The sequence below is a fragment of the Nonomuraea coxensis DSM 45129 genome (assembly GCF_019397265.1).
In the GTDB taxonomy this organism is placed as follows: Bacteria; Actinomycetota; Actinomycetes; order Streptosporangiales; family Streptosporangiaceae; genus Nonomuraea; species Nonomuraea coxensis.
This window is the reverse complement of record NZ_CP068985.1, coordinates 8,054,430-8,080,056: the sequence shown is the minus strand read 5'-3', so window position 1 is coordinate 8,080,056 and position 25,627 is coordinate 8,054,430. Positions and strand designations below refer to the sequence as shown.

The window sequence follows — 25,627 nt, the reverse complement described above, 5'->3', positions numbered from 1 at the left end:
AGGGGTAGGGGCTCCATGACGACTTTCCTCTGAGGAAAGCACGTGCTACTTTCCTTATGGGAAAGTAGTCATGCCGACCATGGAGGTGGCCTTCTTGAACCCGCGCGACGCCCAGTCGTCACTCGACGACATCCGCCGGCTCCAGGAAACGACCAGGAACGAGATCGTCCGGCGCAGCTTCGCGATGCCTCGTGTGATCATCGTCGCGTTCGGTCTGTTCATCAGCTTCGCCGCGATCGACCTGGGGGCGCCGTGGCAGTACATCGGCGGCGCGCTCGGATTCGCCCTGTTCGTGGCCGTGGGCGTCGTCTACGAATATCGGTCCGCGGTCCGGAGGCAGCCCACCGTCCAGGAGGCGCTGTACCACAGCGTGGTGCTCATCGGGGTCTGCATGGTCTTCGCTGTGGGGCGCATCCTCGCGTTCGCGCTCCTTGGCGCGCCCGCGCACGGCCTGATGTCGCAGGCCATGGCCGGCGCCGTCCTGGGGGCTCTCGCGTACGTCGCGGCCGTGCCACTCAACCGCCTGGTCATGAGGTCGCTCGTCCAGCAGGGCCGCGGGCGGCGCTGATGGATCCGCAGTTCGACGAGTTCCTGCACGTACCGGCCAGGCTGTCGATCGTGGCGGTGCTGGCGCCGGCCGACTGGGTGGACTTCGGCTTCCTCCGGGACTCGATCGGCACCAGCGACTCGGCCCTGTCCAAGCAGGTCTCCGCGCTGGCCGGCGCCGGATACGTCGTCGTGCGCAAGAGCCAGGACAAGCGTGCGCGGCGTACGTACGTGCAGCTCACCCCCCAGGGCCGGGAGGCCTTCGTGCGGCACGCGGCGGCGCTGGAGCGGATCGTGGCGCTCGCCCGGACGTCCGGCGAGCGGCCCGCCGCCGAGTAGCGGCGCTCGTCGTCCAGGGTGAGGGGGGTCTCGGACGCTACGTACGCCGGCTTGTCGGGGTTGCGGGCGTAGGAGATGCCGGTGACGCGGGCGTCCTCGGTCCGGATCGCCAGGATGCCGTCGACCTTTCGCCGACGTCACGGCCCGTCCGGCCGCGTCGATCCCGGTTACGGTGTTTCGGATGCGCTCGACGAAGCTCGGACGCCGCCTTCATGAGGGTTGTGACATCACGGGCACACGCCGGGAAGGCCGCACACCTTCTTCGCCATTTTTCCGGCCTGGGCGGTGATCTCCTTCTTCGCTCCTCGGCCCCTGGCGTTGGCGGTGTAGAGGAACAGGGCGGCGCCCCGGCGCGCGACCACCGCCAGGTCGTCGGACGGGGACAGACGCCTGCCGGTCGGGCCGTACTCGTGACCCGCCACCGAGAGAGCCTCGTCGCCGACGCGCAACGGCTTGGTCACGTAGCCGAACCGGTCGCGTTTCACCACTGCCGGCTTCGAGCACCTGGCCAGGTCCGCCCGGAGCTTACGGAAGGCTGCCTGGGCGGATCTGGCGTTCGCGTACAGGACGAGCTGTTCGCTGGAGCCCGACGGTGCGCTGGAGAGGTAGGTGATGGTGCGCATGGCCACCCGGCCGTCGCGGGGTTTCCCCTTCGCCTTCGAGCGGCAGGGGTTGAACTCGAGCGGGCGGGACAGGCTGTCGCTGATCTTCCACCACTCCTCGCCCTCGACGACCGCTCCCGCGGCGGCCGCGCGCTCGGTCAGCAGGAAGTACTTCGGAATCCTGGTGGCGGTGGCGTGGGCGGCGCTCGTTCCTGCCAGGACCGTGCCGATCGCCAACGCCACGGTCACCGTCTTTTTGATCATGAATTATGAGATGCGCGGCCATGACCGGAAGTTCGCAGGATTGTCGCGCCGCCCCGCGGGTCACGCGACGGCGGTGCCCTCAAGCTCGACCATCAGGCCGGGGATCGCCAGCCGGGTCACGCCGAGCATCGTGGTGGCCGGGGCCACCCCGGCGGCGCCCAGCCGGGACGCCAGCGCGCCGTAATGCTCGAAGAGCCGGTCGACGTCGGTCGTGTAGACGTTGAGCCGGACGAGGTTCGCCAGGGTCATGCCGGCCTCGGCGAGCACGGCCTCCAGGTTGTCGAGGCTCAGCGTCAGCTGCGCCGCCATGTCATCGGCGTGCTGGGGCTTGCCGTCGCCGCTCATCGCGGTCTGCCCGGAGCAGTACAGGGTCCGGGTGTCGCCGGAGACGACCTCGCCCTGGTTGTAGCCCAGCTCCAGGGACCACGGCCACGGGTTGATCGCCGTTCGTTCCATCGCCACATCAGCTCCATACGGTTCGTCGACATCGCGCCGTCACCTTTCGGGCGCGTCGAAGAGCCTGGCAAACAAAGCACGACATCCTGTGTCGTGTATTTCGCTAATGTTCTTGGATGCGTGCCGACCGGTTGGTCTCGCTGGTGCTGCTGCTGCGGCAGCACGGCCGGCTGTCCGCGACCGCGCTCGCCCGCGAGCTGGAGGTGTCCACCCGTACGGTGCTGCGCGACATCGAGGCGCTGTCCGCGGCCGGCGTCCCGGTCTACGCCGAACGCGGACGGCACGGCGGGTTCGCGTTGCTGCCCGGTTTCCGTACCGAGCTGACCGGGTTGAACCACGACGAGGCTCTCGCCCTGCTGGTCGCCGGGTCGCGGCGCGGCGCGCAGGCGTTCGGGCTCGGCTCGGCGCTCGCCTCGGCGATGCTCAAGGTGGTCGACGCCCTGCCCGAGAGTTATCGGGACACCGCGGCAGGGGCGGCCGGGCGCCTGCTCATCGAGCCGGAGATCGACCTCCTCTCGCGCCGGCTCGCCGAGGAGGAGGTGCCGGGCGCCGTGGCGGCCGAGGTCCTGCGGGCGGTGTTCGCCGGGCACAAGCTGGACATTCACTACGCGGCCGAGGGCCAGGACCCGCAGTGGCGCACGGTGGACCCGGTCGGCCTGGTCACCGTACGGGACCGGGGTTACCTGCTGGCCACGCGGTCGGGCGAGGACCGTACCTACCGGCTGTCCCGGATCCTGGCCGCCAGGGAGCTCGCCGAACCCGCCCAGCGGGCCGACCGGGTCGATCTCGGCCGGGCCTGGCAGGAGCGCAGCACCCGGTTCAGGACCGGCGGCGACCAGGTCACCGTCCTGGTACGGGTGGACCAGGCGCGGCGGGAGGGCCTGGTCGGCACCGCGCTGGCCGTCCTCGCCGAAGAGGTCGAAGAGGCCGAAGAGGCCGACGCGGACGGCCGGCTGCGGATGGAGGTGTCCTTCCAGGACCACCGGCACGCCCGATGGGCGTTGTGGCAGCTCGCGACGTACGCGGAGGTCCTGGCTCCGCAGTGGTTGCGTGACTACCTGCACGACCGCGCCGTCAGGATGGCCGGCCGCTACGAGTGACGTGGCGGTGCGGGGGTCAGGTCCTGGTGAGCCAGGTGACCTGGGCGCCGTTGTCGAAGGACTCGCGCCGGGTGGGGGTGAACAGGGTGGGGCGGAACGTCCCGGAGAACATGGGGATGCCGGCGCCGGCCACCACGGGGTAGCTCTTGAGGATGATCTCGTCGATCTCCGGGAGCAGGGCGGCGGCCAGCCTGCCGCCGCCGCAGAGGTAGATGTCCATGCCGGTGTCCTCGGCCTTCAGTCGCCGGACGAGCTCGACCGGGTCGCCCTTCTCGACCCGCACGGCGGGGTCGTCGATCGTCAGGGTGGTGGAGACGACGTACTGGCGCAGGTGGGCGTACGGGCTGGTGATGGCGGCGTGCAGGGCGGGCTCGTAGGTGCCGCGGCCCATCACCAGGGTGTCGAAGACCTTGTTCGGCACGTCGCCGAGGCCGGCGGGCCCGCGGACATGGGTGGGGACGGTCTCGGGGTAACGCTCGTTGATCCAGGCGGCCATCTGGTCGGACACGGGGTAGAAGTCGAACTCGGCGCCGGGGCCGGCGATGTAGCCGTCGAGCGAGACGCCGATGTAGTAGACAAGCTTGCGCATACTCAGCAACTCCCGATGTAGTACTCTGTCTGTAGTGGTCAGAACGTAGTACTACAGACGGAGTGGTGTCAAGTGCGGAGGAATCCCGAGCGGCGGCAGGCGTTGATCGACGCGGCCATCGAGGTGCTGGCCAAGGAGGGAGCGCGAGGGCTGACCTTCCGCGCCGTCGACGCGGAGGCGGCCGTGCCCCCGGGGACGGCCTCCAACTACTTCGCCAACCGCGACGACCTGTTCACGCAGGTCGGCGGGCGGATCTATGAGCGGTTGCTACCCGACGAGGCCACGATGTCCCGCGGCAGGGAGGGCGTGCAGGACGAGACCCGCTACGCCGAGCTCATGCACGAGCTGGTGGACCGCATCTCCGCCTTCAACTCCGGCTACCTGGCCCTGCTGGAGCTCCGGCTGGAGTCCACCCGGCGTCCCGAACTGCGGGCGGTGCTGACCAAGCGCATCCGCGAGGACATCGACGCCAACATCGCCTACCACGCCGCTTCGGGCCTGCCGGGCGACTCGACCTCTGTGCTGCTGCTGTACCTGGCGCTCAACTGGCTCATCGTGGAGCGGCTGACGCTGCCGGACATCTTCACCGAGCAGGAGGTGCGCGAGTTGGTGGAGACAGCCGTGCGAAGGGCCCTCAACGCCTGACCCGGACGCAGGGGGCGGTGAACGCCGTGCAGTGGGTGATGGTGGCGTCGTCCGAGGGGACGCCGCCGGACGCCTCGGCCTGGCGGACACGGTCGATGACGCCGGCCGGGCCGGTGGACGCCAGGGCGGACATGACCTCGGGCCAGCCGGCGAGCCTGAAGCGCTCGACCACGCGGGCCGCCCCGTTGCTGAGCAGGGCGGCGGCGGTCAGCCCGGCGATCGGCACGCTGCCGGTGACGGCCTCGTCCGCCGCCCGCGGGTCGTCCTTGGCCAGCCAGAAGCCGCCGGGCGCGTTGCGGTGGGCGCGCAGGTCGCGCAGGATCCGCCCGTACGCGGCGGCGTCCCGGCGGCGGCCTCCAGCGCGGGCTCGTACGAGCCGCTGATGACCACCTCCCGTGGATCGGTGACGACGAGCGGGGCGTCGGCCCGGTCAAGGTCGAGGACGGCGGCGCCCGGCACGGCGCCCGTGAAGTCCTCGTTCGGGCGGCCGGGATGTCCGGCTGAGCTGACCGCGGTCACCCGCATGGCGGTCAGCGCAGCTCCTGGACGCGCACCAGGTTGCCTGAGGGGTCGCGGAAGGCGCAGTCGCGGGTCCCGTACGGCTGCTCGACCGGCTCCTGGACGACCTCCGCGCCGGCCGCCCGCACCTTGGCGAAGGTGTCGTCGAGGTCGGGAGTGGCGAGCAGGATCCAGCCGTAGGTGCCCTTGGCCATCATCTCGGCGATGGTCCGGCGCTCGTCGTCGGTGATGCCGGGGTCGGCGTCGGGCGGCGCCAGCAGGATGGACGTCTCGGGCCGGCCGGCGGGGCCGACCGTGATCCAGCGCATCCTGCCCTGCCCGACGTCGTTGCGCACCTCGAAGCCGAGGACGTCGCGCCAGAAGGCCAGGGAGGCGTCCGGGTCGTCGTGCGGGAGGACGGTCGTGTGAATGGTGAGGTCCATACGGCCACGGTAGTCAATCAGGGGACGTCGAGCAGGTGGAGGCCGAGCCGCTGAGTCAGGTACGCGCAGGCGGCCATCGCCCGCACGCTGTTGCCGTGCTCGTCCACCGGCGGGCTGTAGGCGGCGATGCCGATCCGCCCCGGGAGCGCGGCGACCAGGCAGCCGGACACGCCGCTCTTCGCCGGCAGCCCGGCGTGCACCAGCCAGCTCCCCGACGCCTGGTACATCCCGCAGGTCGTCATCACGGCCAGCACGGTACGGACCACCCGCGCCTCGATCAGCCGCTCCCCGGTGCCCGGCAGGGTCCCCCCGCCGGCCAGCGTCGCGGCCATCCGGGCCAGGTCCGTCACCGTCACGCGGGTGGCGCACTGCGTGAAGTAGCGGTCCACGGCCTCGGCAGGGTCGCCGACCAGGGAGCTGTGTCCGTGCGCCAGGTAGGCGAGGGCCTTGTTGCGGTCACCGGCGCGGCGCTGGCTGTCGAGCACGGCGGCGTCCACCTCCAGGGAACGCCCGGCGCAGCGGCTCAGGAACTCCAGCACCCCGCCCCGCACGAGCGAGGTCGTGACGATGGCGCCGATGTTGGTCATCGCGTTGAACGGGGTGCCCGACCCGCTCCGCACCACCGTCGCGTCGAACGGGGCTCCGCTGGGCTCGGTCCCCACGTGCTCGTGCACCTTCGCGAAGCCGTGCTCGGCCAGCGCGAGCGCGTACACGAACGGCTTGGCCGCCGACATCAGCGGGAAGACGGCCTCCCGGTCGCCTGCGGCGCCGGCCTCGCCGTCCGGGGCGACCATCGCCACGGCCAGCAGGCGAGGGTCGGCGCCGGCCAGCGCGGGGATGTACGTGACGACCCGCCCGCCCCGCACCGTGGCCGCCTCGGCGAGCGCGCCGTCGAGCAGCGGCCGCCAGCGCTCGGAGGTCACCGCACGTCCGCGGGCCGGGCCTCGCCGTCGAAGGGGTAGCGGGCGCGGAAGTCGTCCTCGGCCTCGGCCAGCGACATGAACCGCACGCCTTCGTGGCCCCGGATGTGGCCGATCAGCCGTTCCAGCATCAGCAGCACCTGGGGCCGGCCGCTGACGTCGGGGTGCAGCGTGATGGGGAAGACCGCGTAGTCGAGCTCGCGGTGGACCCAGTCGAACTGGTCGCGCCACTGCTGTTCGAGGTCGCGCGGGTTGACGAAGCCGTGGCTGTTCGGCGAGGCCTTGATGAACATCATCGGCGGCAGGTCGTCGAGATACCAGCTCGCCGAGAACTCCACCAGGTTCACCTCCTGGCCGTGGACGAGCGGCCGCATCCACGTCGAGGCGTCCCGCTCGTAGTCGATGCGGGTCCACTGCTCGCCCTTGCGCGCGTAGAAGGGCAGGAAGTCGTGGTACGACTGCGAATGGTCGTAGCTGAAGCCGTAGCGCAGCAGCAGGTCGATCGTCCGCTCCGACATCTCCCACCAGGGCGCGACGTAGCCGCGGGGCCGTACGCCGAGCACCCGGTCGAGCACCTCCAGGCTGCGGGCCAGCACGTCCTCCTCCTGCTGTGCCGACATCGCCACCGGGTTCTCGTGCATGTAGCCGTGCGCGCCGACGTCGTGCCCGGCCTCGACGATCCTGCTCATCTGCTCGGGGAACGACTCCGCCGAGTGGCCAGGCACGAACCAGCTCGTCGTGATGCCCTCCCGCTCGAACAGCCGCAGCAGGCGCGGGGTGCCCACCTCGGCGGCGAACACGCCGCGCTGGATGTCGTTCGGGGACTCCTGGCCGCCGTACGAGCCGATCCAGCCGGCGACGGCGTCCACGTCGACGCCGAAGCAGACGTTGATGGTCTTCATGCCTCAGGACGTACCCGCGGGCCCTCCACAGGCGGGTATAGCGCGTGTCACCATACGGAGATGATCACCAAGCGCGTCGTTTTAGCCTGCGGGGTCGGGATCATCCTGCCTCTCGCCCTGGCCAGCGGGCTGATCGCGTACCCGGTCGCGGTGCTCATCGTCGGCCGGCTCGGCCGAAGCGCAGGGCGAGCGGGGTGAGCATGGACTCCAGCTGCACGGCGAAGCTGATCTTGCTGGAGCCGGCGGCGCGTTCCTCGAAGTGGATGGGCAGCTCGACGATCGCGTGGCCGAGCTGCTTGCAGCGGTAGTTCATCTCGACCTGGAAGCTGTACCCGTCGCTGCGGATCGCGTCGAGGCCGATGCCTTCGAGCACGTCGCGGCGCCAGATCTTGAAGCCGCCGGTCGGGTCGCGCACGGACAGGTGGAGTATGGCGTTGACGTAGCGGCCGGCGAAGCGGCTCAGCAGGCGCCGGTGGCGGCCCCAGTGCGTGGACAGGGAGCCGCCGACGACGTACCTGCTGCCGATCACCAGGCCCGCCCGGGTGGCGAGGATGGTGCCGAGCAGGTGGGGGATGTACTCGGGGCGGTGGCTGAGGTCGCCGTCCATCTGCACGACGTACTCGTCGCCGCGGGCGAGGGCCTCCTTCATGCCGGCGATGTGGGCCCGGCCGATGCCCTCCTTGACCGTGCGGTGCAGCACCACCATGCGGTCGCGGCCGTCCTCGTTCGCGTGCTTGGCGAGGTCGTCGGCGAGCAGGCCGGTGCCGTCGGGGGAGTCGTCGTCGGCGATGACGAGGCGCAGGTTGGGCAGGCCGAGGGCGAGGACGCGCGCCGTGAGGTCGCCGATGTTGCCGGCCTCGTTGTACGTCGGCACCACGACGGCGACGCGCGCGTCCCGCCACGGCGACGGCAGCGCCCACGGGACGTCAGCGTCCGTTTCGGTCACGTCGTCCAAATTGCTCTCCTTATACCCGTTTCGGCAACTGTCGATTATGGCGATGCGGGCGGAGTGAGCAAGATCGACGCGACTGATCAGGGGTGATCGTCCTGTTTTAGGGGCGTTTGTCCTTGCCATCCAGCCAGAGGGTGTCGCTCTCGTCACGGTGCGAACCCGAGCTGCCGACGTGCTTGGCGTCGATCTTCGGGCCCTTCTTGATGACGTGCACGAGCGCCATCGCGTGGCCGCGGCCGAGGCCGTGGTCCTGCTTCAGCCACTCGACGATCACGCCGGCCTTGGTGGACGGGTCGTCGAAGCCGCGCTCCTTCGCCAGGGCGATGAACGCGCGCGGGGTCAGGCCGGTCTTCTCCTCGATGTTGTCGAGGTACGCCTGGAACGACATGGGAGCCTCCGTTCTGCCGGAACGGACCGCCCCGGCGAGCAGAAGCTTGTTATTTGCAAGCACGGTTTGTCAACTGCATCATGGGCTACGATCTGCACCGTGACTTCTCGTGAGTACGGTCAGTTCTGCGGCCTGGCCCGCGCCATGGAGATCGTCGGCGAACGGTGGACCGTGCTGATCGTCCGCAACCTGCTGGCCGGACCCCAGCGCTTCACCGACCTGCGCAACGGCCTGCCCGCCATCCCGACCAACATCCTGTCGGCCCGGCTCAAGCAGCTTGAGCAGGAGGGCGTGGCCACCCGGCGGGCGCTGGCGCATCCCGAGCGGGCGGTCGTCTACGAGCTGACCGAGCACGGCCGCGACCTCGAACCGGCGCTGGTCGCCCTGGGCCGCTGGGGCGCTCGGACGATGGGCGGGCCGCGCCCCGGCGAGCTGGTCACGGCCGAGGGGGTTGCGATGTCCTTCCGCACGGCGTTCCGGCCGGAGGCGGCGTCGGGGGTCAGCGTGGGCTACGAGGTTCGCCTGGCGGACTTCACCCTCCACGCGCAGGTCGACGACGGCCGGCTGACGGTCGGCCGCGGGCCGCACCCGGCGCCCGATCTGGTGATCGAGCGCCTGGCGGGCCGGCCGGTCCGCGACCTGATGAGCGGCGCGAGGACCGTGGACGACGTGCTGCGCGACGGGAGCGTACGGGTGGAGGGCGATCGGGCGCTGTTCGAGAGGTTCGCCGAGATGTTCCGCTTCTGAGTCAGCTCGTCCGGCAGGAGACCGACGGCCAGGTCCAGTTGCCGTTGTGCTGGATCGTGAAGCCGAAGGTGTTGCCGCTGCCGTTCGGGCGCATCGTCATCACGTTCCCGCTGGAGTCCCAGGACGGGGTGCCGTTCCAGGTGTTGATGACCTTCTGGGGCGGCGTCACGGTGACCGTGACGATCCAGGAGGTCGAGCCGGAGACGGTGACCGACAGGTTGAAGCGGTCGCTCCACTGCTGGCCCTGCTGGATGGTGGCGGTGCAGGTGCCGCCGGGCGGCGGGGTGGTCGGCCCGCCCGTGGGGCCCGCGCCGTCGGGGGCGACCGCCCGGCCGGTGGTGGGGGAGATCATGCCGGCGCACAGGTTGCGGCTGCGCAGGTTCGCGGCGATCTGGGGGATGGCGGCCACGGTCGCGGCGTACTGGTCGTGCATGAGGATGACCTGGCCGTTCTGCAGGCGGCCGGCGGCCTGGACGATCTGCGCGGTGCTTGCGCCGTTCCAGTCCTGGGAGTCGACGTCCCAGAGGACCTCGGTGAGGCCGAGCTGCTGCTCGACGGACCTCAGAGTGGCGTTGGTCTCCCCGTACGGCGGCCGGAACAGGCGGGGCGCGGTGCCCGTGGCCCCCTGGATGGCCTGCTGGGTGCGCTGCAGCTCGGAGAGGATCTGGGCGCTGCCGAGCTGGGTGAGGTGCGGGTGGGTGTAGCTGTGGTTGCCGATCCACATGCCGGCGTCGCGCTGCGCGCGGACCAGGGCCTGGTTGTTCTGGGCGTTCTGGCCGGTGTTGAACATCGTGGCGCGCAGGCCGTTCGCGCGCAGTGTGTTGAGCAGGTTCGTGGTGTTGGCGGGGTTGGGGCCGTCGTCGTAGGTCAGGCCGACGTAGCCCGCGCCGCAGTCGGCGGCGAGGCGGCGGGCGGCGGCCAGCGCGGTGGTGGCGGTGGCGGCCAGGCAGACGGCGAGGGCCGCGCCCAGGAGCGCGGCCAGGAGGGTGGGGCGGCGTTTCCGGTCGATCATGTCGTGTCCTTGATCGTTGGGGGGGCGGACTCACCTCCGGTCATTGTGGGGACGGGTCAGAAATGTGTCAACGAGAGCAAGAAATATTTCGGTCGGATAGCGACTACTTGTCGGCTATCCGCTGGTAGTGAGAGTGAAATGTTTCGGCGGCCGGGAAGCTTTCATGCGGTGAGGCGAGAGCCGGCGCGGTGCAGGGTGCCGTCGGGATCGACGTAGGCGAACTCGCGGAGCCCGTAGTCGGTGTCCTGCGGCGGGTGGAAGCGCCCCGGGAGGCCGGTCGCCGTCCACTCGGCGTGCAGGGCGTCGGCGTCCGAGACGTACAGGTAGACCGCCCCGCCGGTGCGCGCCGGGTCGTGCTCGTCCCACTCGGTCAGGTGCAGCGAGACCTCGCCGCGGTCGGCGTACCCGTAGCGGGCGGGACCGGCGTAGGCGCGGACGGCGAACCCGAGCCGGCGGTACCGGTCGAGCGCCGCGTCCAGGTCACGCACCGGCAGTACGGGCGCGACTCCCTCGAACCTCACCTCGTCGGACATGGGACCTCCTCCTGGGGCGTCGGAGGGTCCAGTGTCACTCGTCGGCCTCGAAGGCGAAAGCGGCGGGCGGGCGGAAGGACGGGTCCGGCGTCCCGTACACCAGGGCGATCTGCTGATGGGGCCGCAGCACGATGGCGGCGGGGTCGCCGGTGACCGGCCTGCCGTCGACCTCGGCGGTCAGCGTCCTGCCGCCGCCCGCGCCGAGCGCGCCGATCCGGCTCGCGGACAGGGCCACGCCCCACTGCGTGAAGATCTGGCCGAGGGTGAAGACGTCCCCCTTGGTGTGCGACTCGATGTGGATGACGCCGCGGTCGTCGTGGGTGTGCACCGGGGACATCTCGTCGCCGGCGATGCCGATGTCGGCGGGCACCTCCACCTCCTCGCCGTCCACGAAGACGTCGAGGTGGGCGTGGTAGTGCTCGGCGTGACCCATGGGGCCGGGGGCGAGACCGGCGGCCCGGATGCCGGGCAGCGGATCGGCGGGGACCGGCCAGGGCGGGGTGCCGCCGTCCGCGGGACGGGGGGCGTGCGCGCGGGCGTACTGGAAGGCGGTGAGGCCGGCGGCGGCGACCGCGACGGCGGTGAGGCCGGCGACCAGCGCCCGGCGGCGACGGCCGCCGCGGCGCTCCCGCGGGTCCTCGGCGGTGGGCTCGACGGGTTCCGTGTTCTGGTGAATCACCTCTTGGGACATGCCGTCATGATGAGCGAGGAACCCGGCCGTGAGGCGGGGCCGCCACAGGCAGGATGTGGCCGTGTTTACCGGTCACCGGCCGCCCGCCGGGCGGCCCGCTCCGCTTTGGGGTCCGATGCCGTCATGGCGGTCATTGTGCCAACCCTCGGCAGGGCGCGCTCAGTCGCGCAGGATGCGGTCGAGCGCGTCCCTGAGCCCGAGCCGGTCCATGAGCGAGGGCTGGTCCGTCGCCTCCGGCACCTCCGGGACCTCCGGCACGGCGGGCGCGTCGAGGAGGAGGGCGGGCATCGTGCCGGGGGCGCAGGCGACCGGCCCCGCGAGTACGGCGTCCACGAGCTCCCGCAGGCCGATCGCGTCGAGCAGCGACGCCGGAGCGGCCGCGGGGTCCTCGGCCGCGGGCTGCGCCTGCGTGGCCGGCCGGCAGGCCAGCGGCCCCGAGACCAGGGCTTCGAGCGTCGTCACGACGTCGGGCGTGCCGAGCGTACCGGGCGCCGGGGTCGGTGTGCCGTCGCCGGCCGCGACGGCGGCGTCCTGCGGGGCGTTCAGGCAGGCGCGCATTCTGTCCAGCAGGATCTGGTAGATCGACCTGCCGGGCGAGACCTGCCCCTCGGCCGGGGCGGGAGCGGGGGCGGGCGTGGGAACGGGGACCGGGATCGTGGGCGGCGGGAACGGCGGCACGCGCGGCGCCCGGTTCCCCGCCGACATCGCCTCCAGCAGCTCACGGAGCTCCGTGACGGTCACGTCGCCCGCCGGCGGCGGAGGCGGGGACACGTTGATCTTGATCAGGTCCTGGTCGCTGCAGGACGGGGCCTCGACGGGCCGGCTCCCGGCTGAGGCCGGTCCGGCGGGCGCGAGGAGGCCCAAGGCGGCGGCGAGTGCCACGATGACGTGCTTGCGCATGATGCTCCCTGCGAGTGCTGGTCTGGCCCTCCACCCTGATCGTTACCCTTGGTGATGTTTGAATTACTTCATGGTTGGATCTAACGCTCTTTACCCCTGGTGGCGAAAACGGCTGGAGGGTGAAGTCGCAGGCTGATAGACAAACGCGGTCATATTTCGTGAATGATCGGAAGGAGCGGGTCTTGTATCCCCCGATAGAGCCGTACGACCACGGCATGCTGGACGTCGGTGACGGCAACCTCGTCTACTGGGAGGTCTGCGGAAACCCCGACGGCAAACCCGCTCTCGTGGTCCACGGCGGCCCCGGCTCCGGCTGCTCGGTCGGCGCGCGGCGCACCTTCGACCCGGAGCGTTACCGGATCATCCTGTTCGACCAGCGCAACTGCGGTCGCAGCCGCCCGCACGCCGCCGACCCGGCGACCGACCTGAGCACCAACACCACCCACCACCTGATCGCCGACATGGAGCGGCTGCGCGAGCACCTGGGCGTGGACAAGTGGCTGCTGTACGGCGGCTCGTGGGGCTCGACGCTGATGCTGGCCTACGCCGAGGCGTACCCGGAGCGGGTGTCGGAGATGATCATCATCGCGGTGACCACCACCCGCCGCTACGAGATCGACTGGCTCTACCGGGGCGCCGGCCGGTTCTTCCCCGAGGCGCTGGAGCGCTTCCGCGAGGGCGTCCCGGAGAGCGAGCGCGGCGGCGACACCTTCGACCTGCTGGCGGCGTACGCGCGGCTGACCTCCGACCCCGACCCCGAGGTGCGGGCGAAGGCCACCCTCGACTGGTGCGCCTGGGAGGACGCGGTCATCTCCGCCGAGCCCAACGGCAAGCGCAACGCCTACAGCGACCGCCCCGACGACGCCAGGCTGGCGCTCGTGCGCATCTGCTCCCACTACTTCTCCAACGCGGCCTGGCTGGAGGAGGGCGTGCTGCTGCGCGAGGCGCACCGGCTGGCCGGCATCCCCGCCGTGCTCATCCACGGTCGGCTCGACCTCGGTGGCCCGCCCGACACCGCCTGGGAGCTGGCCAAGGCGTGGCCCGACGCCCGCCTCGTCGTGGTAGAGGACTCCGGCCACACCGGCAGCGAGACGCTGCGCAAGGAACTGTTCGCCGCCCAGGACGCGTTCGCCTCCCGCCGCTGAGCGGGCCGGAGCCCGCCGGGCGGCTGCCGCTCCTGCGCTGAGTCACAGCGGCCCGGCGGCCAGGAACTCCAGCACCATCGGGCTCGCGACCTCGCGGAACTCCTCGAAGTAGGCGTGCCTGGCCCCCTCGATCAGCCGCAGCCCGGCGCCCGGGATGCGCCCGGCCAGCAGCGGCGCGTTGGCCGCCGGGTTGAACACGTCGTCGGTGCCGTGCACGACGAGCGTGGGCGCGCCGATCGCGGGCAGCGCGTCCCAGGCGTCGTGCCCGGCGCTCGCGGCCAGGTGGCGGCGGCGGGCGTACGCGGGCATGCCGGGGTCGCCGGTCGTGCGGTGGGGGCCGGGATGCGCCGCCAGCCAGGCCGGGGTGTACATGAGGTCGAGCAGGGCCCGCTCCGCCGCCGCGCGGTCCCGCTGGGCGAGCGACCTGCGGACGTCGTCGCTCCGCTCGAAGCCGTGCGCGCCGCCGGGCGAGCTGCAGCCGAGCACCAGCGCGCCCACCCGTCCGGGATGGTCGGCCGCCAGCCACTGGGCCACCCGCCCGCCCATCGACGTGCCGTACACGTGGGCCCGGTCCACCCCGAGCGCGTCCAGCACGGCCACGACGTCGGCGGCGAAACCGCGCGTGGTGTACGGCTCGTCGGGCTTGTCGCTGTCGCCGGTGCCCCGCCAGTCGAAGGTGATCGTGAGGTGGGCGGAGGCGAAGTCGTCGCGGACCGGGTCCCACCACCGGTGGTCGTTCGCCTGGCCCTGGAGCAGCACGAGCGCCGGTCCGTCGCCTCTGACCTGGTAGGACAGCTTCACTCCGCCGTCGGTCGTCGCGTATGGCACGCCTTCGATGGTAGCTGTGGAGTGAGCACTCATTCCCTCTTGACGGAGTGAGTGCTCACTCCGTACTGTCGTAGGCATGATGAACCAGACGGGTCGGCGGCGAGCGCCGGCGATGACCCCCGAACAGCGCCGCGAGATGATCGTCCGCGCGGCCCTCCCCCTCGTCGTGGAGTACGGCACCTCCGTCACCACCGCGCAGGTCGCCCGCGCGGCCGGCATCGGCGAGGGCACCGTCTTCCGCGCCTTCGGCGACAAGGACGCGCTGCTCGACGCCTGCATGGCCGAGGCGCTGCGCCCCGACGACACCCTCGCCCACATCGCGTCCGTCTCGATGGAGCTGCCGCTCGCCGAGCGCCTGATCGAGGCGGCCGAGGCCATGCGCGGCTACCTGTCCAGGATGGGCGCGGTCGCCGGGGCGCTGGCCGCCTCCGGCGGGCTCCGGCGCCGCGACCCGAGCGCCCCCGAGGGCCGGGAGGACGAGAGCCCGGAGGAGCGCCTGCGCCGGGGCGGCGACGCCCGGCGGGCCTCGATGGCCGCGCACCAGGAGGTGCTGGCCGGCCTGTTCGAGCCGGAGCGCGACGCGCTCAAGCTGCCCCCGGACCGGCTCGCGCAGGCGTTCCAGATGCTGGTCATGTCGGCCGGCCGCCACCCCGGCACGCTCACCTCCGCCGAGCTGGTGGACCTGTTCCTGCACGGCGCGCTCACGACCGGCGAGCCCGGCTGAGTCCTGGAGAAAAATGGGGGCGCCGGTGGGGAATGGACAGGGGGCAGGTGTGGTTACATAGATCGTGGCCGGTGTGTCCAGTGTCCCCGGGCCTCACCTATCGCCTTCACGGAATACCGTTCGGCTGGAGCCGTGTTGTGCCTTTCGCCGAGAGGCGACCTGCACACCGGTACACAATCGCGTCGAGCGCCCGCCCTCACCGAGGGCGGGCGTTCGCGCGTTCACGGGCGCTCAGCCGGGGCGGCCGGAGCTGACGTACTTGCGCGGGCGCAGGGCGTGGGCCCGCAGCGCGGCCAGGGCCGCGAGCTGGCCGGGCCGGTCCATGCGCACGACCAGTTCGTCGCTGTAGGCCAGGCCCAGCGCGGTGAGCTGGGCGACCAGGTCGCTCACCGGGCCGGCGACGTTGTCCACGCCCGCGGCCGGATGCCACCCCTCGCCGCCGACCACCTCGGCGACCCGCTCGTGCAGCTTGGCGGGCGACATCAGGGTGCCGTCGGCCAGCAGCATGAGCGCCGCCTCCCTGGCCGACACCTCGAACTCGTGCTCGCCCTTCGCCAGCAGCAGCCGGGTCACCGCCGTCCACATGCTCTCGGGCGAGGCCAGCAGCCGCCGGCCGTGGTCGGTGATCGCCAGGCGCGCGCCGTCGCGCCGGATCGCGCCCAGCTCGCGCTCGGCCAGCTCCCGCAGGCGCAGCGCCGCCGGCGACGGGGCGAGCCGCAGCGGCAGCGTGCCCTCCCTGGCGGCCAGCGAGAGCAGCTTGTGCAGCGCGGGCAGCGGCTGCGGCGACACGGGCGCGTGCAGCCGCACCTCGAACGGCTGGGCCAGCTCCCGCCGGGCCGGGCCGCGCCCGAGCACCCACCGGTTGAGCCGCTCGCCGTGCACCCGGTTGAGCCAGCTGTCACCGCCGAGGTCGGCCCGCGCCTGGGTGAGCCAGCGGCGGGTGAGCGCGACCCGGTCGACCTGCTCGCCGGCCACGATGGCCAGCTCCAGCGCGGCGGAGCAGGCGAGGTGCGCGCCCAGCTCCTCCGGCCCCATGATCATGCTCCACTGCAGCTCCGGCACGTCGGGCGGGAGCACGCCCGTGGCTTCGAGCGCCTTCTGGTAGGCGCTGGTGCCGGCGTCCTCGCCGTCCCGCGCGTACGTGCGCAGGATCTGGGCCGTCGTCGGCGACACGCACAGTGCCGCGTATCGTTCCAGGCCGCCGAGCTGGAGCAGCCGGCCGAGGGAGCGGGCCAGCCGCTCGTGGTCGCCGTCGGCGCGCAGCGGCCCCACCTTGAGCGGCAACGTGTACCAGAGGAACTCGCAGACGTCGAGCTGGGTCACGCTCTCCAGCGGCTCGCCGCCGGTCAGCCATTCGACGGCGGTCCTGGCCTCTTCGGCGATCTCCGGCTCAGAGCGCTCCAACTCGGCGAGCAGGGCGGTGACATCCGGTGCACTCATGCCTCGAAGTTTGCCGTATCGACCCCTGGCCTGACGATGACCGAATCCGGTGCGTATTGGGTCTTGCACAGTGACTACCCTAAGAAAGCGCTATTGACCGGACTGTGATCGGATCAGATCCATCGCTTCTCGAACAACATACGGGCCTTCCACTCGGTGTACGGGACCAGCTCGGCGGACAGAATCGGATGCAGCCACCAGAAGTTGATCAACGCTAGCAGGGCGAAGGCCCCCACGACGGCGGCCCCCACGGTCCGGCGCACCGGCGTCGAGCCGGTGGCGGTCGGCCGGGCGGGGCCGATGAGCAGCCCGGCGCACAGCGTGATCGCCAGCACCATGAACGGCACCATCGGGATCGCGTAGAACAGGAACATCGTGCGGTTGTCGGTGATGGCGAAGTAGAACCACGGCAGCCAGCCCATCGCGTAGGCCAGCAGCACCGCCCCGGCCCGCCAGTCGCGGCTGGAGACGTAGTAGGCGATGAGCGCCACCAGCGCCGCCAGCGCGCCGAACCAGATCACCGGCGTGCCGACGCCGAGCACCGCCTCCGAGCAGTCCTTGACGCCGCAGGTGTTCTGCCGTCCCTCGTAGTAGAAGGCGACCGGGCGCAGCAGCAGCGGCCACGACCACGGCTCCGACATGTAGGGGTGCGTGCTCTCCAGCCCGCTGTGGAAGGTGAACACCTGCCACTGGTACTTGATCCACGACCGCATCGAGTCGAACAGGAAGAACAGCGGATTGCCCGCCGAGGTGGCCTGCGCCCAGTTGCGCCCGTAGCCGTTGGCCGAGGCGAACCACCCGGTCCAGGTCAGCATGTAGGCCACGAACGGCACCACCGCGAAGGACAGGAACCCCTGCGGCACGTCCTTGTTGAACGCCCCCACGTAGGGGTGCCGCAGCCCCACCGCCCGCCGCGCCCCGAAGTCCCACAGCAGCGACAGCACCGCGAACGCGGCCAGGAAGAAGATCCCCGACCACTTGACCGACATCGCGAAGGCCAGGCACAGCCCGGCCGCGAGCCGCCACGGCCGCGCCCCGAGCCGCGGCCCGTACGGGGACACCGGCGAGCTCTCGTACCAGGCGACCAGCCGCTCCCGCGCCCGGTCGCGGTCGACCACCAGGCAGGCGAACGCGGCGAGCACCCAGAACATGAGGAAGATGTCGAGCAGCGCCGTGCGCGACAGCACGTAGTGCAGGCCGTCCAGCGCCAGCAGCAGCCCGGCGAAGCAGCCGAGCAGCGTGGATCGGGTCATCCGGCGCGCGACCCGGGCCAGCACCAGGATCGACAGCGTGCCGACGACCGCGGCGCTGAAGCGCCAGCCGAACGGCGTGAGCCCGAACAGCCACTCGCCGACGCCGATCATCCACTTGCCGAGCGGCGGGTGCACGACGTAGGAGGCGCACTTGTCGAGCGCGTCGGCGGCGCAGCTCTCCCAGATGTCGGTCTTGCCGGCCAGGATGGCCTTGTCGGCGTCCTTGACGGCGACCCGCTCGACTCCCCAGGTGATGAGCGAGAAGGAGTCCTTCATGTAGTAGGTCTCGTCGAAGACCACGGCCTTGGGATGCGCGAGGTTCCAGAACCGCAGGATCCCGCCGAAGAGAGTGATCAGCAGCGGGCCGACCCATCCCCACATGACGCTGCCGCGCATGGGAGGGATCATCCGATCGCGCACGGACCGCGTCCGGGGAAGGCTCTCGCCGGCCTCCCGCTCGTCGAAGGCCTGATACGGGGAATCGGTCACCGCCATTCGGACATCGTACGGGGCTCAAGCCGGTAGGTACGTAGAAACACGGTCTAATGCGGATGCCCTGCCACAATGGTCGAGTGACTGAAGAGGGCAGGCTGGTGCTGGCGGGCGCTCCCATCGGCCGGGCGGGTGACGTGTCGCCCCGGCTGCGCGACCTGCTCGGCGAGGCCGACGTCGTGGCGGCCGAGGACACCCGGCGGCTGCGCCGGCTGGCGGCCGAGCTGGAGGTGGAGATCACCGGCCGGGTGGTCTCCTACTACGACCAGAACGAGGCCGGCCGCGCCCAGGAGCTGCTGGAGAGCCTGAAGGAGGGCCGCACGGTCGTCGTCATCACCGATGCCGGCATGCCGGGCGTCTCCGATCCCGGCTACCGCCTGACGAGCCTCGCCGTCGAGGCCGGCATCACGGTCACCGCGCTGCCTGGGCCGAGCGCCGTCACGACCGCCCTGGCCGTGTCCGGGCTGCCCAGCGACCGGTTCTGCTTCGAGGGCTTCCCGCCGCGCAAGACGGGCGAGCGCTCCCGCCGGCTCGGCGCGCTGGCCCGCGAGGAGCGCACGATGGTCTTCTTCGAGGCGCCGCACCGGCTGGCGGAGTCGCTGGGGGCGATGGCGGAGGCGTTCGGCGCCGACCGGCCGGCCGCCGTGTGCCGTGAGCTGACCAAGACCTACGAGGAGGTCCGCCGGGGCGGGCTCGGCGAGCTGGCCGCGTGGGCGGCGGGCGGCGTCAAGGGCGAGATCACCGTCGTGGTGGCCGGGCACGTGCCCGGCGCGGTCGAGCCCGACCCTGACGAGCTGGTCGCCGAGGTGGAGCGCAGGGTCGCCGGGGGCGCGCAGCGCAAGCTCGCCGTCGCCGAGGTCGCCAAGGAGGCGGGCGTCCAGAAGCGCGAGCTGTATGACCTGGTTCACAAACGCCTATAGTGCGCTTCGTGGGCAATTGGGGTGTCTCGCGGCAACGTCTGGTCCCGCCGATGCAGGGCTCCCCGCTGGCAGGATGGCTCGGCCCGCTCCTCGTCGCCGTCTTCGGCGGCGTCCTGCGGTTCTGGAACCTCGCGCATCCCAAGGCCGTCGTCTTCGACGAGACCTACTACGCCAAGGACGCCTACTCGCTGCTCAGGTTCGGGGTCGAGCGGGCCACGCTGGGTGACGCCAAGGACCCCGTCGCCGACCGCAAGCTGATCGCGGGCGACCTCGACATCTTCCGCCAGTGCGGCGAGCCGGCCGACTGTGCCTCGTTCGTCGCCCACCCGCCGCTCGGCAAGTGGATGATCGCCGCCGGCGAGTGGCTGTTCGGGATGAACCCCTTCGGCTGGCGGTTCGCCGCGGCGCTGACCGGCACGCTGACGATCCTGGTGCTCGCCAGGGCCGCGCGCCGGATGACCCGCTCCACCCTGCTCGGCTGCCTCGCCGGGCTGCTGCTCGCGCTCGACGGCCTGCACCTGGTCTTCTCCCGTACGGCGCTGCTCGACGTCTTCCTCACCTTCTGGGTGCTCGCCGGGTTCGCCTGCCTGGTCGTGGACCGCGACCGCACGCGGGGGCTGCTGGCCGGCCACGCCGGGCGCGGGCCGCTCGGCGAGCTCGGCCCCCGGCTCGGCGCGCGCCCGTGGCGGCTCGCGGCCGGGGCCTGCCTGGGCGCGGCGTGCGCGGTCAAGTGGTCGGGGATCTTCTTCCTCATCGCGTTCGCGGTGCTGTCGCTCGTGTGGGACGCCGGGGCCAGGCGGGCGACGGGGGCGCGGCGGGCGTACCGGGGGACGCTGGCGCACGACCTGCCGGGCGGGCTGGCCGCGATGGGGCTGCTGCCCGCCGCGGTGTTCCTGGCGAGCTGGACCGGCTGGTTCGCCTCCCCGCTCGGCTGGGGGCGCGACTGGGAGGGGGCCACCTCGTCGGGGGCGGTCCACTTCGTCGTCGCGTCGTTACGGTCCTGGTTCGGCTACCAGAGCCAGGTGCTCGGCTTCCACAGCGGGCTGGACGACTACCACCCGTACATGTCGGAGCCGTGGTCGTGGCCGCTGCTGCTGCGCCCGGTCTCGTTCCACTACCTGCCAGGGCTGCCGCCGTCGGCCTGCGGCGCGAGCGCCTGCTCGCAGGCCGTGCTCGGCGTCGGCACCCCCGCCCTCTGGTACGGCGCGATCCTCGCGGTCCTCGCCCTGGTCGTCCGCTACGCCGCCGTCCGCGACTGGCGGGCCGGGGCGGTGCTGCTCGCCGTGGCGGCCGGCTGGCTGCCGTGGTTCTACTACGCCGTCGCCGACAACCGCACGATGTACCTGTTCTACCTGCTGCCCGTGGTGCCGTTCATGGTGCTGGCGGCCACGCTCGCCGCGGGGCTCGTGATCGGCAGGGAGAGCGACCCGCCCGCGCGCCGGGCCGTCGGGGCCGCCGTCGCCGGGGCGTTCGCGCTCGTCGTGCTCATCAACCTCTGGTGGCTCCACCCCGTGCTGACCGCCGAGACGATCACACACGCAGAGTGGTGGGCTCGGATGCTGATGCGCTCCTGGGCGACCTCCGCCCCCAGGTGACGCCCTTGCGCAGCGTGATCGCCGCCGCCACGCAGGCCAGCGGGACGGCCGGCAGCACGTAGCGGTAGTCGAACTCGGCCGTCGCCGCCGGGGCCAGCAGCAGGCCGACCGCGCCCAGCCACGGCAGCACCACCGGGCCGCCGAACGTGCGCCAGCGCACCACGACGCCGTACAGGCCGACCAGCAGGACGCCGCCGAGCACGATGCCGGGCAGGTAGAACACCTTCTGGTAGCCGGCCATGATGTCGGCCCACGGGTGCGTGATCCTGGTCTCCGGCGGGCCCTGCTCGTAGCTGAAGGCGTCGGTGTCGGTGCGCCCGCCCGCGTACGACGACCACTTCGGCAGCCGCTTCGGCTGGCCGTTCTCGTCGAGCTCGACGTACGGCTTGAACTCGTACATGTTGTAGGTCGACTCGTCGGGGAAGCGCGGGCGCGACCAGTGGAAGGAGCGGAAGAAGTCGCGCGTCACGACCTTGAGGTAGTCGCCGGGCTGCGACAGGATCGCCCGGGTGGCGAACGCGCTGGCCGCGTCGTTGGTGATCTCGCTCCACTTCTTGCTGACGCCCCAGCGGTGCAGCACCTCGCCGGTGCCCTGGCCGTCGCCGTTGCCCTGGCCCCAGAGGTACCACTGGGCGTAGTCCTTGCGCTGGTCGACCGGGTCGTTGATGCACAGCAGCAGGAGCTGGACCTCTTTGTACTTGTCGAAGGTCATCTTCTCGCAGTCGGCGAAGATCGCCGTGCGCATGTAGAGGATGAGGCCGTCGCTGTTGGTCATCGCGAACTTGCCGTACGCCGAGGCGAACCACCCCATGTACGCCAGCACCGGGATCGCGCACGCGGTGACCAGCGCCGTGATCGGCCGCCAGCCCGTCCGCTTGACCAGCAGGTAGAGCACGACCAGCGCCAGGATCGGCAGCCCGATCGAGCGCGTCAGCCAGGTCAGCGCGAGCAGGAACCCGATCACCGCACCGGTCCGCCACGTCAGCCGCCGCTTCCACAGCACCAGCGTGATGACGCCCACCACGAGCAGCGTGAACTGCGTGTCGGACATCACGAGCTGTTCGAGCTGGATCTGGTAGGCGTCGAACAGCACGGGCGCGGCGGCCAGCGTCGCCCCCCACTTCGGCAGCCGGAACTTGATCCGCAGCAGGGCGTAGATCAGGCAGGCGGTGGCCAGCCCCATCAGGTGCTGCGCGAACGTCACCAGCGTGAAGCTGTGGAACGGCTTGAGCAGCATCAGCCAGAAGCTGTAGCCGTCGGGCCTGATCGGGTGCGGGCGCGGGTGCAGCGCCACCGAGACGTACTCGTAGGAGTCGTTGAACCACATGGCCGGCCCGTAGCCGAGCATGGTGATGAGCCGCAGCACGGCACCGACGCCGAAGGCCGCGGCGAACACCCGATGCCGGCGCACGAAGGACAGCAGGCGCGCTGCCCTGCCAGGAGCGGAGTGGTCCACAGGGGTAATCTCCGCGACGCTCACCATGCTGTAAAGAATGCCAGTCGTTTCTCGGTCTTGACCCGAGCATGCTCGGGCAGAGTGCATGATGGTGCACTGGAAAAGCCTTATCTTGAAGGGTAGACACGTGGAACTGACGGTGGTCATGCCCTGCCTCAACGAGGCGGAGACCGTGGAAGTCTGTGTGCGCAAAGCCCTGGCGTGCATGGAGCAGCACGGCATCGAGGGCGAGGTGCTGATCGCCGACAACGGCAGCACGGACGGCTCGCAGCAGCTTGCCCGCGATGCCGGCGCGAGGGTGGTGCACGTCGACGCCAAGGGTTATGGCAACGCCCTCATGGGCGGCATCAGGGCAGCCCGCGGCAAATTCGTCATCATGGGTGACGCCGACGACTCCTACGACTTCACGGCCCTTCTGCCGTTCGTGGAGCAGCTTCGCGACGGCGCCGATCTGGTCATGGGCAACCGGTTCAAGGGCGGCATCGCCCCCGGGGCCATGCCTCCGCTCCACCGCTACCTGGGCAACCCGGTGCTGTCGTTCATCGGGCGGCTGTTCTTCCCGTCCGCCATCGGCGACTTCCACTGCGGGCTGCGCGGCTTCCGCCGCGACTCGATCCTGAAGCTGCACCTGCAGACGGGCGGCATGGAGTTCGCCTCCGAGATGGTGGTGCGCTCCACGCTGTCGGGGCTCGACGTGCGCGAGGTGCCGACGACGCTCTCGCCCGACGGCCGCTCCCGCCCGCCGCACCTGCGCTCCTGGCGCGACGGCTGGCGTCACCTGCGCTTCCTGCTGCTCTACAGCCCCAAGTGGCTGTTCTTCTACCCCGGCGTCGCGATGATGATCATCGGCCTGGTGGCGGGCACGCTGCTGACCTTCGGGCCGGTCGAGATCGGCGAGCTGGCCTTCGACGTCGACACCCTCGTCGGATCGTCGGCGCTGGTGGTCATCGGCTTCCAGGCGGCGCTGTTCGCGCTGTTCACCAAGGTCTACGCGGCCGAGGAGGGCTTCCTGCCCGAGTCGCCACGCATCCGGAAGATCATCGACATCGTGACCCTGGAGAAGGGCCTCGTGGTCGGCGGCCTGCTGGCGCTCGCCGGTGTGGTCGGCCTCGTCATGTCGCTGGTCCACTGGCAGGTGCGCAGCTTCGGCGAGCTCGACCCGCGCGAGTCGCTGCGCCTGGTGGTGCCGTCCGCCACCGCGCTGATCATGAGCTTCCAGACGATCTTCGCGGCGCTGTTCGTCAGCATCCTCGGCATCCGCCGCACCCGCGAGACGCCGGTCGACCACGTCGCCGCCGTCGCAGAGGAGGCTGCCCAAGCCGTCACCCGCGAGGAAAGCCCGGCCTAGTTTTTCTTTGCCGTACGACGCGCCGGGGCAGGCCGCCCCGGCGCGTCGCGCTGTAAGGGGGGAACGGGTCCGAGCCGGACAGGGATCGCCGTAGGCTTAGGAACATGTCCCAGCACATCTTGACCGCCGTCGCGTGGCCCTACGCGAACGGCCCCCGCCACATCGGGCACGTCTCCGGGTTCGGCGTGCCGTCCGACGTCTTCAGCCGCTACCAGCGGATGGCGGGCAACAAGGTGCTGATGGTGTCAGGCACCGACGAGCACGGCACGCCCATCCAGGTGCAGGCCGACAAGGAAGGCGTGACCGCCAGGGAGCTGGCCGACCGCTACAACCGCGTCATCGCCGAGGACCTGACCGGCCTCGGCCTGTCCTACGACCTGTTCACCAGGACCACCACGAACAACCACTACGCGATCACGCAGGAGATCTTCAAGGGCCTGCACGCCAACGGCTACATCTTCCCGAAGACCACGATGGGCGCCATCTCGCCCTCGACCGGCCGCACCCTGCCCGACCGCTACATCGAGGGCACCTGCCCCATCTGCGGCTACGACGGGGCGCGCGGCGACCAGTGCGACAACTGCGGCAACCAGCTCGACCCGATCCAGCTCGTCAACCCCAAGAGCCGCATCAACGGCGAGACGCCGGCCTTCGTCGAGACCGAGCACTTCATGCTCGACCTGCCCGCCTTCGCCGACGTGCTCGGCACCTACCTGCAGTCCAAGCAGGGCGAGTGGCGGCCCAACGTGCTGAAGTTCGCCCTCAACCTGCTCGGCGACCTGCAGCCGCGGGCGATCAGCCGCGACCTCGACTGGGGCGTGCCCATCCCGCTCGACGGCTGGCGCGACCAGCCCAACAAGCGCCTCTACGTGTGGTTCGACGCGGTGATCGGCTACCTGTCGGCCTCCATCGAGTGGGCCCGCCGCTCCGGCGACCCCGACGCCTGGCGCCAGTGGTGGCAGAACCCCGACGCCCGCGGCTACTACTTCATGGGCAAGGACAACATCGTCTTCCACGCCGAGATCTGGCCGGCGATGCTGTTCGGCTACAACGGCCAGGGCGCCCGCGACGGCAAGCCCGGCTCGCTGGGCGCGCTCGACGTGCCGTCCGAGGTGGTCTCCAGCGAGTTCCTGACGATGGAGGGCCGCAAGTTCTCCTCCTCCCGGCAGGTCGTCATCTACGTGCGCGACTTCCTGGCCCGCTACGACGCCGACGCGCTGCGCTACTACATCGCCGTGGCCGGCCCGGAGAACCAGGACACCGACTTCACCTGGCAGGAGTTCGTCAACCGCAACAACGGCGAGCTGGTCGCGGCCTGGGGCAACCTGGTCAACCGGTCCATCTCGATGGCGGCTAAAAACTTCGGCGCCGTCCCCGAGCCCGGCGAGCTGACCGACGCCGACCGGGCGCTGCTGGAGCGCTCGCGCGCCGCGTTCGGTCCCGTGGGCCAGGAGCTCGGCAGGTCCCGCTTCAAGAACGCCATCACCGAGGCGTTCGACGTCGTCCGCGAGGCCAACCGCTACCTCGCCGACCAGGAGCCGTGGAAGCTCAAGGACGACCCGGAGCGGCAGAAGTCGATCCTGCACGTCGCCCTCCAGGTCGTCGACGACGCCAAGACCATGCTCACGCCGTTCCTGCCCACCTCCTCCAACAAGGTCCACGCCATGCTGGGCGGCGAGGGCGTCTGGTCCGGCATGCCGGAGATCCACGAGGTCGACGAGGACGGCGGCCGGCCCTACCCGGTCATCACCGGCGACTACACCGGCGCGGCCCGCTGGGAGCACCGCCCGATCAAGCCGGGCACGCCGCTCACCGCGCCGGTGCCGCTGTTCAAGAAGCTCGACCCGAAGGTCGTGGACGAGGAGCTGGCCCGGCTGGAGGGCTGACCTCGCGGGGCGC

At 71.1% G+C, this 25,627-nt stretch carries 29 protein-coding genes; 11 read left to right on the top strand and 18 right to left on the bottom strand.

The annotated features are described in order from the left end of the window. The first annotated feature begins 70 nt into the window (after window positions 1-70). A complete protein-coding gene (locus tag Nocox_RS37885) occupies window positions 71-568 on the top strand; it encodes a hypothetical protein (RefSeq protein ID WP_020545260.1) in 498 nt (165 codons plus the stop codon). Beyond that, complete coding sequence (locus Nocox_RS37880; RefSeq protein ID WP_020545259.1) at window positions 568-885, top strand: winged helix-turn-helix domain-containing protein; 318 nt, start codon at window positions 568-570, stop codon at window positions 883-885. Before Nocox_RS37885 ends, Nocox_RS37880 begins: the two co-directional genes overlap by 1 nt. Before the next feature lie 227 nt (window positions 886-1,112). Here Nocox_RS37880 and Nocox_RS37875 read toward each other — a convergent pair whose 3' ends face one another. Together Nocox_RS37875 and Nocox_RS37870 are read right to left on the bottom strand one after the other, a co-directional pair. Then, window positions 1,113-1,751 (bottom strand): hypothetical protein, encoded by a 639-nt coding sequence (locus tag Nocox_RS37875; protein WP_157383249.1) that lies wholly within the window; start codon window positions 1,749-1,751, stop codon window positions 1,113-1,115. Window positions 1,752-1,811: 60 nt separating this feature from the next. After that, the gene (locus Nocox_RS37870) at window positions 1,812-2,207 is read right to left on the bottom strand and encodes a RidA family protein (protein WP_020545257.1); all 396 of its coding nucleotides are present in this window, start codon (window positions 2,205-2,207) and stop codon (window positions 1,812-1,814) included. 116 nt (window positions 2,208-2,323) lie between these two features. Here Nocox_RS37870 and Nocox_RS37865 point away from each other — a divergent pair, with 116 nt between their 5' ends. Then, window positions 2,324-3,307 carry a helix-turn-helix transcriptional regulator gene (locus Nocox_RS37865; protein ID WP_020545256.1) on the top strand — a complete coding sequence of 328 codons (984 nt, stop codon included), beginning with the start codon at window positions 2,324-2,326 and terminating at the stop codon, window positions 3,305-3,307. A 16-nt stretch (window positions 3,308-3,323) separates the two neighbouring features. Here Nocox_RS37865 and Nocox_RS37860 read toward each other — a convergent pair whose 3' ends face one another. Beyond that, complete coding sequence (locus Nocox_RS37860; protein WP_020545255.1) at window positions 3,324-3,896, bottom strand: dihydrofolate reductase family protein; 573 nt, start codon at window positions 3,894-3,896, stop codon at window positions 3,324-3,326. Window positions 3,897-3,968: 72 nt separating this feature from the next. Here Nocox_RS37860 and Nocox_RS37855 point away from each other — a divergent pair, with 72 nt between their 5' ends. After that, window positions 3,969-4,541 carry a TetR/AcrR family transcriptional regulator gene (locus tag Nocox_RS37855; protein ID WP_026214783.1) on the top strand — a complete coding sequence of 191 codons (573 nt, stop codon included), beginning with the start codon at window positions 3,969-3,971 and terminating at the stop codon, window positions 4,539-4,541. On the opposite strand, the gene Nocox_RS37850 is transcribed toward Nocox_RS37855, so the two are convergent. From Nocox_RS37850 to Nocox_RS37820, 7 genes are all read right to left on the bottom strand, one after another. Then, window positions 4,531-4,767 carry a hypothetical protein gene (locus tag Nocox_RS37850; protein ID WP_020545253.1) on the bottom strand — a complete coding sequence of 79 codons (237 nt, stop codon included), beginning with the start codon at window positions 4,765-4,767 and terminating at the stop codon, window positions 4,531-4,533. The two genes, Nocox_RS37855 and Nocox_RS37850, sit on opposite strands and share 11 nt — an antisense overlap. After that, window positions 4,749-5,066: a hypothetical protein gene (locus tag Nocox_RS37845; protein WP_157383248.1), complete on the bottom strand. Its 318-nt coding sequence runs from the start codon at window positions 5,064-5,066 to the stop codon at window positions 4,749-4,751. The genes Nocox_RS37850 and Nocox_RS37845 overlap by 19 nt, the downstream gene beginning before the upstream one ends. A gap of 5 nt (window positions 5,067-5,071) precedes the next feature. Next, window positions 5,072-5,482, bottom strand: a complete 411-nt coding sequence (locus Nocox_RS37840) for a VOC family protein (RefSeq protein ID WP_020545252.1) — start codon at window positions 5,480-5,482, stop codon at window positions 5,072-5,074. A gap of 17 nt (window positions 5,483-5,499) precedes the next feature. After that, window positions 5,500-6,405, bottom strand: a complete 906-nt coding sequence (glsA, locus tag Nocox_RS37835; RefSeq protein WP_020545251.1) for a glutaminase A — start codon at window positions 6,403-6,405, stop codon at window positions 5,500-5,502. After that, window positions 6,402-7,304, bottom strand: coding sequence for a polysaccharide deacetylase family protein (locus Nocox_RS37830; protein ID WP_020545250.1), 903 nt, complete (start codon window positions 7,302-7,304; stop codon window positions 6,402-6,404). The genes glsA and Nocox_RS37830 overlap by 4 nt, the downstream gene beginning before the upstream one ends. A gap of 154 nt (window positions 7,305-7,458) precedes the next feature. Next, window positions 7,459-8,259, bottom strand: coding sequence for a polyprenol monophosphomannose synthase (locus tag Nocox_RS37825; protein WP_020545249.1), 801 nt, complete (start codon window positions 8,257-8,259; stop codon window positions 7,459-7,461). Window positions 8,260-8,356: 97 nt separating this feature from the next. Next, complete coding sequence (locus Nocox_RS37820) at window positions 8,357-8,644, bottom strand: DUF4287 domain-containing protein (protein WP_020545248.1); 288 nt, start codon at window positions 8,642-8,644, stop codon at window positions 8,357-8,359. A 99-nt stretch (window positions 8,645-8,743) separates the two neighbouring features. On the opposite strand from Nocox_RS37820, the gene Nocox_RS37815 reads away from it, so the two are divergent. Continuing rightward, a complete protein-coding gene (locus Nocox_RS37815) occupies window positions 8,744-9,391 on the top strand; it encodes a winged helix-turn-helix transcriptional regulator (RefSeq protein WP_026214781.1) in 648 nt (215 codons plus the stop codon). Window position 9,392: 1 nt separating this feature from the next. Here Nocox_RS37815 and Nocox_RS37810 read toward each other — a convergent pair whose 3' ends face one another. From Nocox_RS37810 to Nocox_RS37795, 4 genes are all read right to left on the bottom strand, one after another. Continuing rightward, window positions 9,393-10,403, bottom strand: a complete 1,011-nt coding sequence (locus Nocox_RS37810) for a polysaccharide deacetylase family protein (protein WP_020545246.1) — start codon at window positions 10,401-10,403, stop codon at window positions 9,393-9,395. Window positions 10,404-10,564: 161 nt separating this feature from the next. After that, complete coding sequence (locus Nocox_RS37805) at window positions 10,565-10,936, bottom strand: bleomycin resistance protein (RefSeq protein ID WP_020545245.1); 372 nt, start codon at window positions 10,934-10,936, stop codon at window positions 10,565-10,567. A gap of 34 nt (window positions 10,937-10,970) precedes the next feature. Beyond that, window positions 10,971-11,627 carry a hypothetical protein gene (locus Nocox_RS37800; protein ID WP_084685787.1) on the bottom strand — a complete coding sequence of 219 codons (657 nt, stop codon included), beginning with the start codon at window positions 11,625-11,627 and terminating at the stop codon, window positions 10,971-10,973. A gap of 159 nt (window positions 11,628-11,786) precedes the next feature. Continuing rightward, on the bottom strand, window positions 11,787-12,527 hold the full coding sequence (locus Nocox_RS37795) for a hypothetical protein (RefSeq protein WP_026214779.1): 741 nt from the start codon (window positions 12,525-12,527) through the stop codon (window positions 11,787-11,789). Window positions 12,528-12,709: 182 nt separating this feature from the next. On the opposite strand from Nocox_RS37795, the gene pip reads away from it, so the two are divergent. Beyond that, window positions 12,710-13,672 carry a prolyl aminopeptidase gene (pip, locus tag Nocox_RS37790; protein WP_020545243.1) on the top strand — a complete coding sequence of 321 codons (963 nt, stop codon included), beginning with the start codon at window positions 12,710-12,712 and terminating at the stop codon, window positions 13,670-13,672. A 42-nt stretch (window positions 13,673-13,714) separates the two neighbouring features. Here pip and Nocox_RS37785 read toward each other — a convergent pair whose 3' ends face one another. Next, window positions 13,715-14,500 carry an alpha/beta fold hydrolase gene (locus Nocox_RS37785; RefSeq protein WP_020545242.1) on the bottom strand — a complete coding sequence of 262 codons (786 nt, stop codon included), beginning with the start codon at window positions 14,498-14,500 and terminating at the stop codon, window positions 13,715-13,717. Window positions 14,501-14,576: 76 nt separating this feature from the next. Here Nocox_RS37785 and Nocox_RS37780 point away from each other — a divergent pair, with 76 nt between their 5' ends. Beyond that, window positions 14,577-15,224, top strand: coding sequence for a TetR family transcriptional regulator (locus Nocox_RS37780; RefSeq protein WP_246649675.1), 648 nt, complete (start codon window positions 14,577-14,579; stop codon window positions 15,222-15,224). A gap of 231 nt (window positions 15,225-15,455) precedes the next feature. On the opposite strand, the gene Nocox_RS37775 is transcribed toward Nocox_RS37780, so the two are convergent. Both Nocox_RS37775 and Nocox_RS37770 read right to left on the bottom strand, forming a co-directional pair. Beyond that, the gene (locus Nocox_RS37775; protein ID WP_026214778.1) at window positions 15,456-16,664 is read right to left on the bottom strand and encodes a hypothetical protein; all 1,209 of its coding nucleotides are present in this window, start codon (window positions 16,662-16,664) and stop codon (window positions 15,456-15,458) included. 113 nt (window positions 16,665-16,777) lie between these two features. After that, window positions 16,778-18,412, bottom strand: a complete 1,635-nt coding sequence (locus Nocox_RS37770; protein WP_020545239.1) for a dolichyl-phosphate-mannose--protein mannosyltransferase — start codon at window positions 18,410-18,412, stop codon at window positions 16,778-16,780. Window positions 18,413-18,489: 77 nt separating this feature from the next. On the opposite strand from Nocox_RS37770, the gene rsmI reads away from it, so the two are divergent. Together rsmI and Nocox_RS37760 are read left to right on the top strand one after the other, a co-directional pair. Continuing rightward, window positions 18,490-19,329 carry a 16S rRNA (cytidine(1402)-2'-O)-methyltransferase gene (rsmI, locus tag Nocox_RS37765; protein ID WP_246649674.1) on the top strand — a complete coding sequence of 280 codons (840 nt, stop codon included), beginning with the start codon at window positions 18,490-18,492 and terminating at the stop codon, window positions 19,327-19,329. Window positions 19,330-19,379: 50 nt separating this feature from the next. Beyond that, window positions 19,380-20,924: a dolichyl-phosphate-mannose--protein mannosyltransferase gene (locus tag Nocox_RS37760; RefSeq protein ID WP_020545237.1), complete on the top strand. Its 1,545-nt coding sequence runs from the start codon at window positions 19,380-19,382 to the stop codon at window positions 20,922-20,924. On the opposite strand, the gene Nocox_RS37755 is transcribed toward Nocox_RS37760, so the two are convergent. Next, window positions 20,860-22,407, bottom strand: coding sequence for a hypothetical protein (locus Nocox_RS37755; protein ID WP_026214777.1), 1,548 nt, complete (start codon window positions 22,405-22,407; stop codon window positions 20,860-20,862). The genes Nocox_RS37760 and Nocox_RS37755 overlap by 65 nt on opposite strands. A gap of 100 nt (window positions 22,408-22,507) precedes the next feature. Between Nocox_RS37755 and Nocox_RS37750 the strand changes: the two genes are divergently transcribed. Further along, entirely contained in the window at window positions 22,508-23,728 is a 1,221-nt protein-coding gene (locus Nocox_RS37750; protein ID WP_020545235.1) for a glycosyltransferase family 2 protein, read from the top strand. 104 nt (window positions 23,729-23,832) lie between these two features. Next, a complete protein-coding gene (gene metG, locus Nocox_RS37745; protein WP_020545234.1) occupies window positions 23,833-25,614 on the top strand; it encodes a methionine--tRNA ligase in 1,782 nt (593 codons plus the stop codon). Window positions 25,615-25,627 lie beyond the last annotated feature (13 nt).

Coding starts and splice junctions, on each gene's coding strand:
- Nocox_RS37780 (WP_246649675.1), top strand. CDS start 14,577: ATGATGAACCAGACGGGTCGGCGGCGAGCGCCGGCGATGACCCCCGAA.
- metG (WP_020545234.1), top strand. CDS start 23,833: ATGTCCCAGCACATCTTGACCGCCGTCGCGTGGCCCTACGCGAACGGC.
- Nocox_RS37810 (WP_020545246.1), bottom strand. CDS start 10,403: ATGATCGACCGGAAACGCCGCCCCACCCTCCTGGCCGCGCTCCTGGGC.
- Nocox_RS37755 (WP_026214777.1), bottom strand. CDS start 22,407: ATGGTGAGCGTCGCGGAGATTACCCCTGTGGACCACTCCGCTCCTGGC.
- Nocox_RS37795 (WP_026214779.1), bottom strand. CDS start 12,527: ATGCGCAAGCACGTCATCGTGGCACTCGCCGCCGCCTTGGGCCTCCTC.
- Nocox_RS37770 (WP_020545239.1), bottom strand. CDS start 18,412: ATGGCGGTGACCGATTCCCCGTATCAGGCCTTCGACGAGCGGGAGGCC.
- Nocox_RS37875 (WP_157383249.1), bottom strand. CDS start 1,751: ATGATCAAAAAGACGGTGACCGTGGCGTTGGCGATCGGCACGGTCCTG.
- Nocox_RS37845 (WP_157383248.1), bottom strand. CDS start 5,066: ATGCGGGTGACCGCGGTCAGCTCAGCCGGACATCCCGGCCGCCCGAAC.
- Nocox_RS37880 (WP_020545259.1), top strand. CDS start 568: ATGGATCCGCAGTTCGACGAGTTCCTGCACGTACCGGCCAGGCTGTCG.
- Nocox_RS37865 (WP_020545256.1), top strand. CDS start 2,324: ATGCGTGCCGACCGGTTGGTCTCGCTGGTGCTGCTGCTGCGGCAGCAC.
- Nocox_RS37820 (WP_020545248.1), bottom strand. CDS start 8,644: ATGTCGTTCCAGGCGTACCTCGACAACATCGAGGAGAAGACCGGCCTG.
- Nocox_RS37775 (WP_026214778.1), bottom strand. CDS start 16,664: ATGAGTGCACCGGATGTCACCGCCCTGCTCGCCGAGTTGGAGCGCTCT.
- Nocox_RS37830 (WP_020545250.1), bottom strand. CDS start 7,304: ATGAAGACCATCAACGTCTGCTTCGGCGTCGACGTGGACGCCGTCGCC.
- Nocox_RS37760 (WP_020545237.1), top strand. CDS start 19,380: ATGCAGGGCTCCCCGCTGGCAGGATGGCTCGGCCCGCTCCTCGTCGCC.
- Nocox_RS37805 (WP_020545245.1), bottom strand. CDS start 10,936: ATGTCCGACGAGGTGAGGTTCGAGGGAGTCGCGCCCGTACTGCCGGTG.
- Nocox_RS37885 (WP_020545260.1), top strand. CDS start 71: ATGCCGACCATGGAGGTGGCCTTCTTGAACCCGCGCGACGCCCAGTCG.
- Nocox_RS37870 (WP_020545257.1), bottom strand. CDS start 2,207: ATGGAACGAACGGCGATCAACCCGTGGCCGTGGTCCCTGGAGCTGGGC.
- Nocox_RS37860 (WP_020545255.1), bottom strand. CDS start 3,896: ATGCGCAAGCTTGTCTACTACATCGGCGTCTCGCTCGACGGCTACATC.
- Nocox_RS37840 (WP_020545252.1), bottom strand. CDS start 5,482: ATGGACCTCACCATTCACACGACCGTCCTCCCGCACGACGACCCGGAC.
- Nocox_RS37800 (WP_084685787.1), bottom strand. CDS start 11,627: ATGTCCCAAGAGGTGATTCACCAGAACACGGAACCCGTCGAGCCCACC.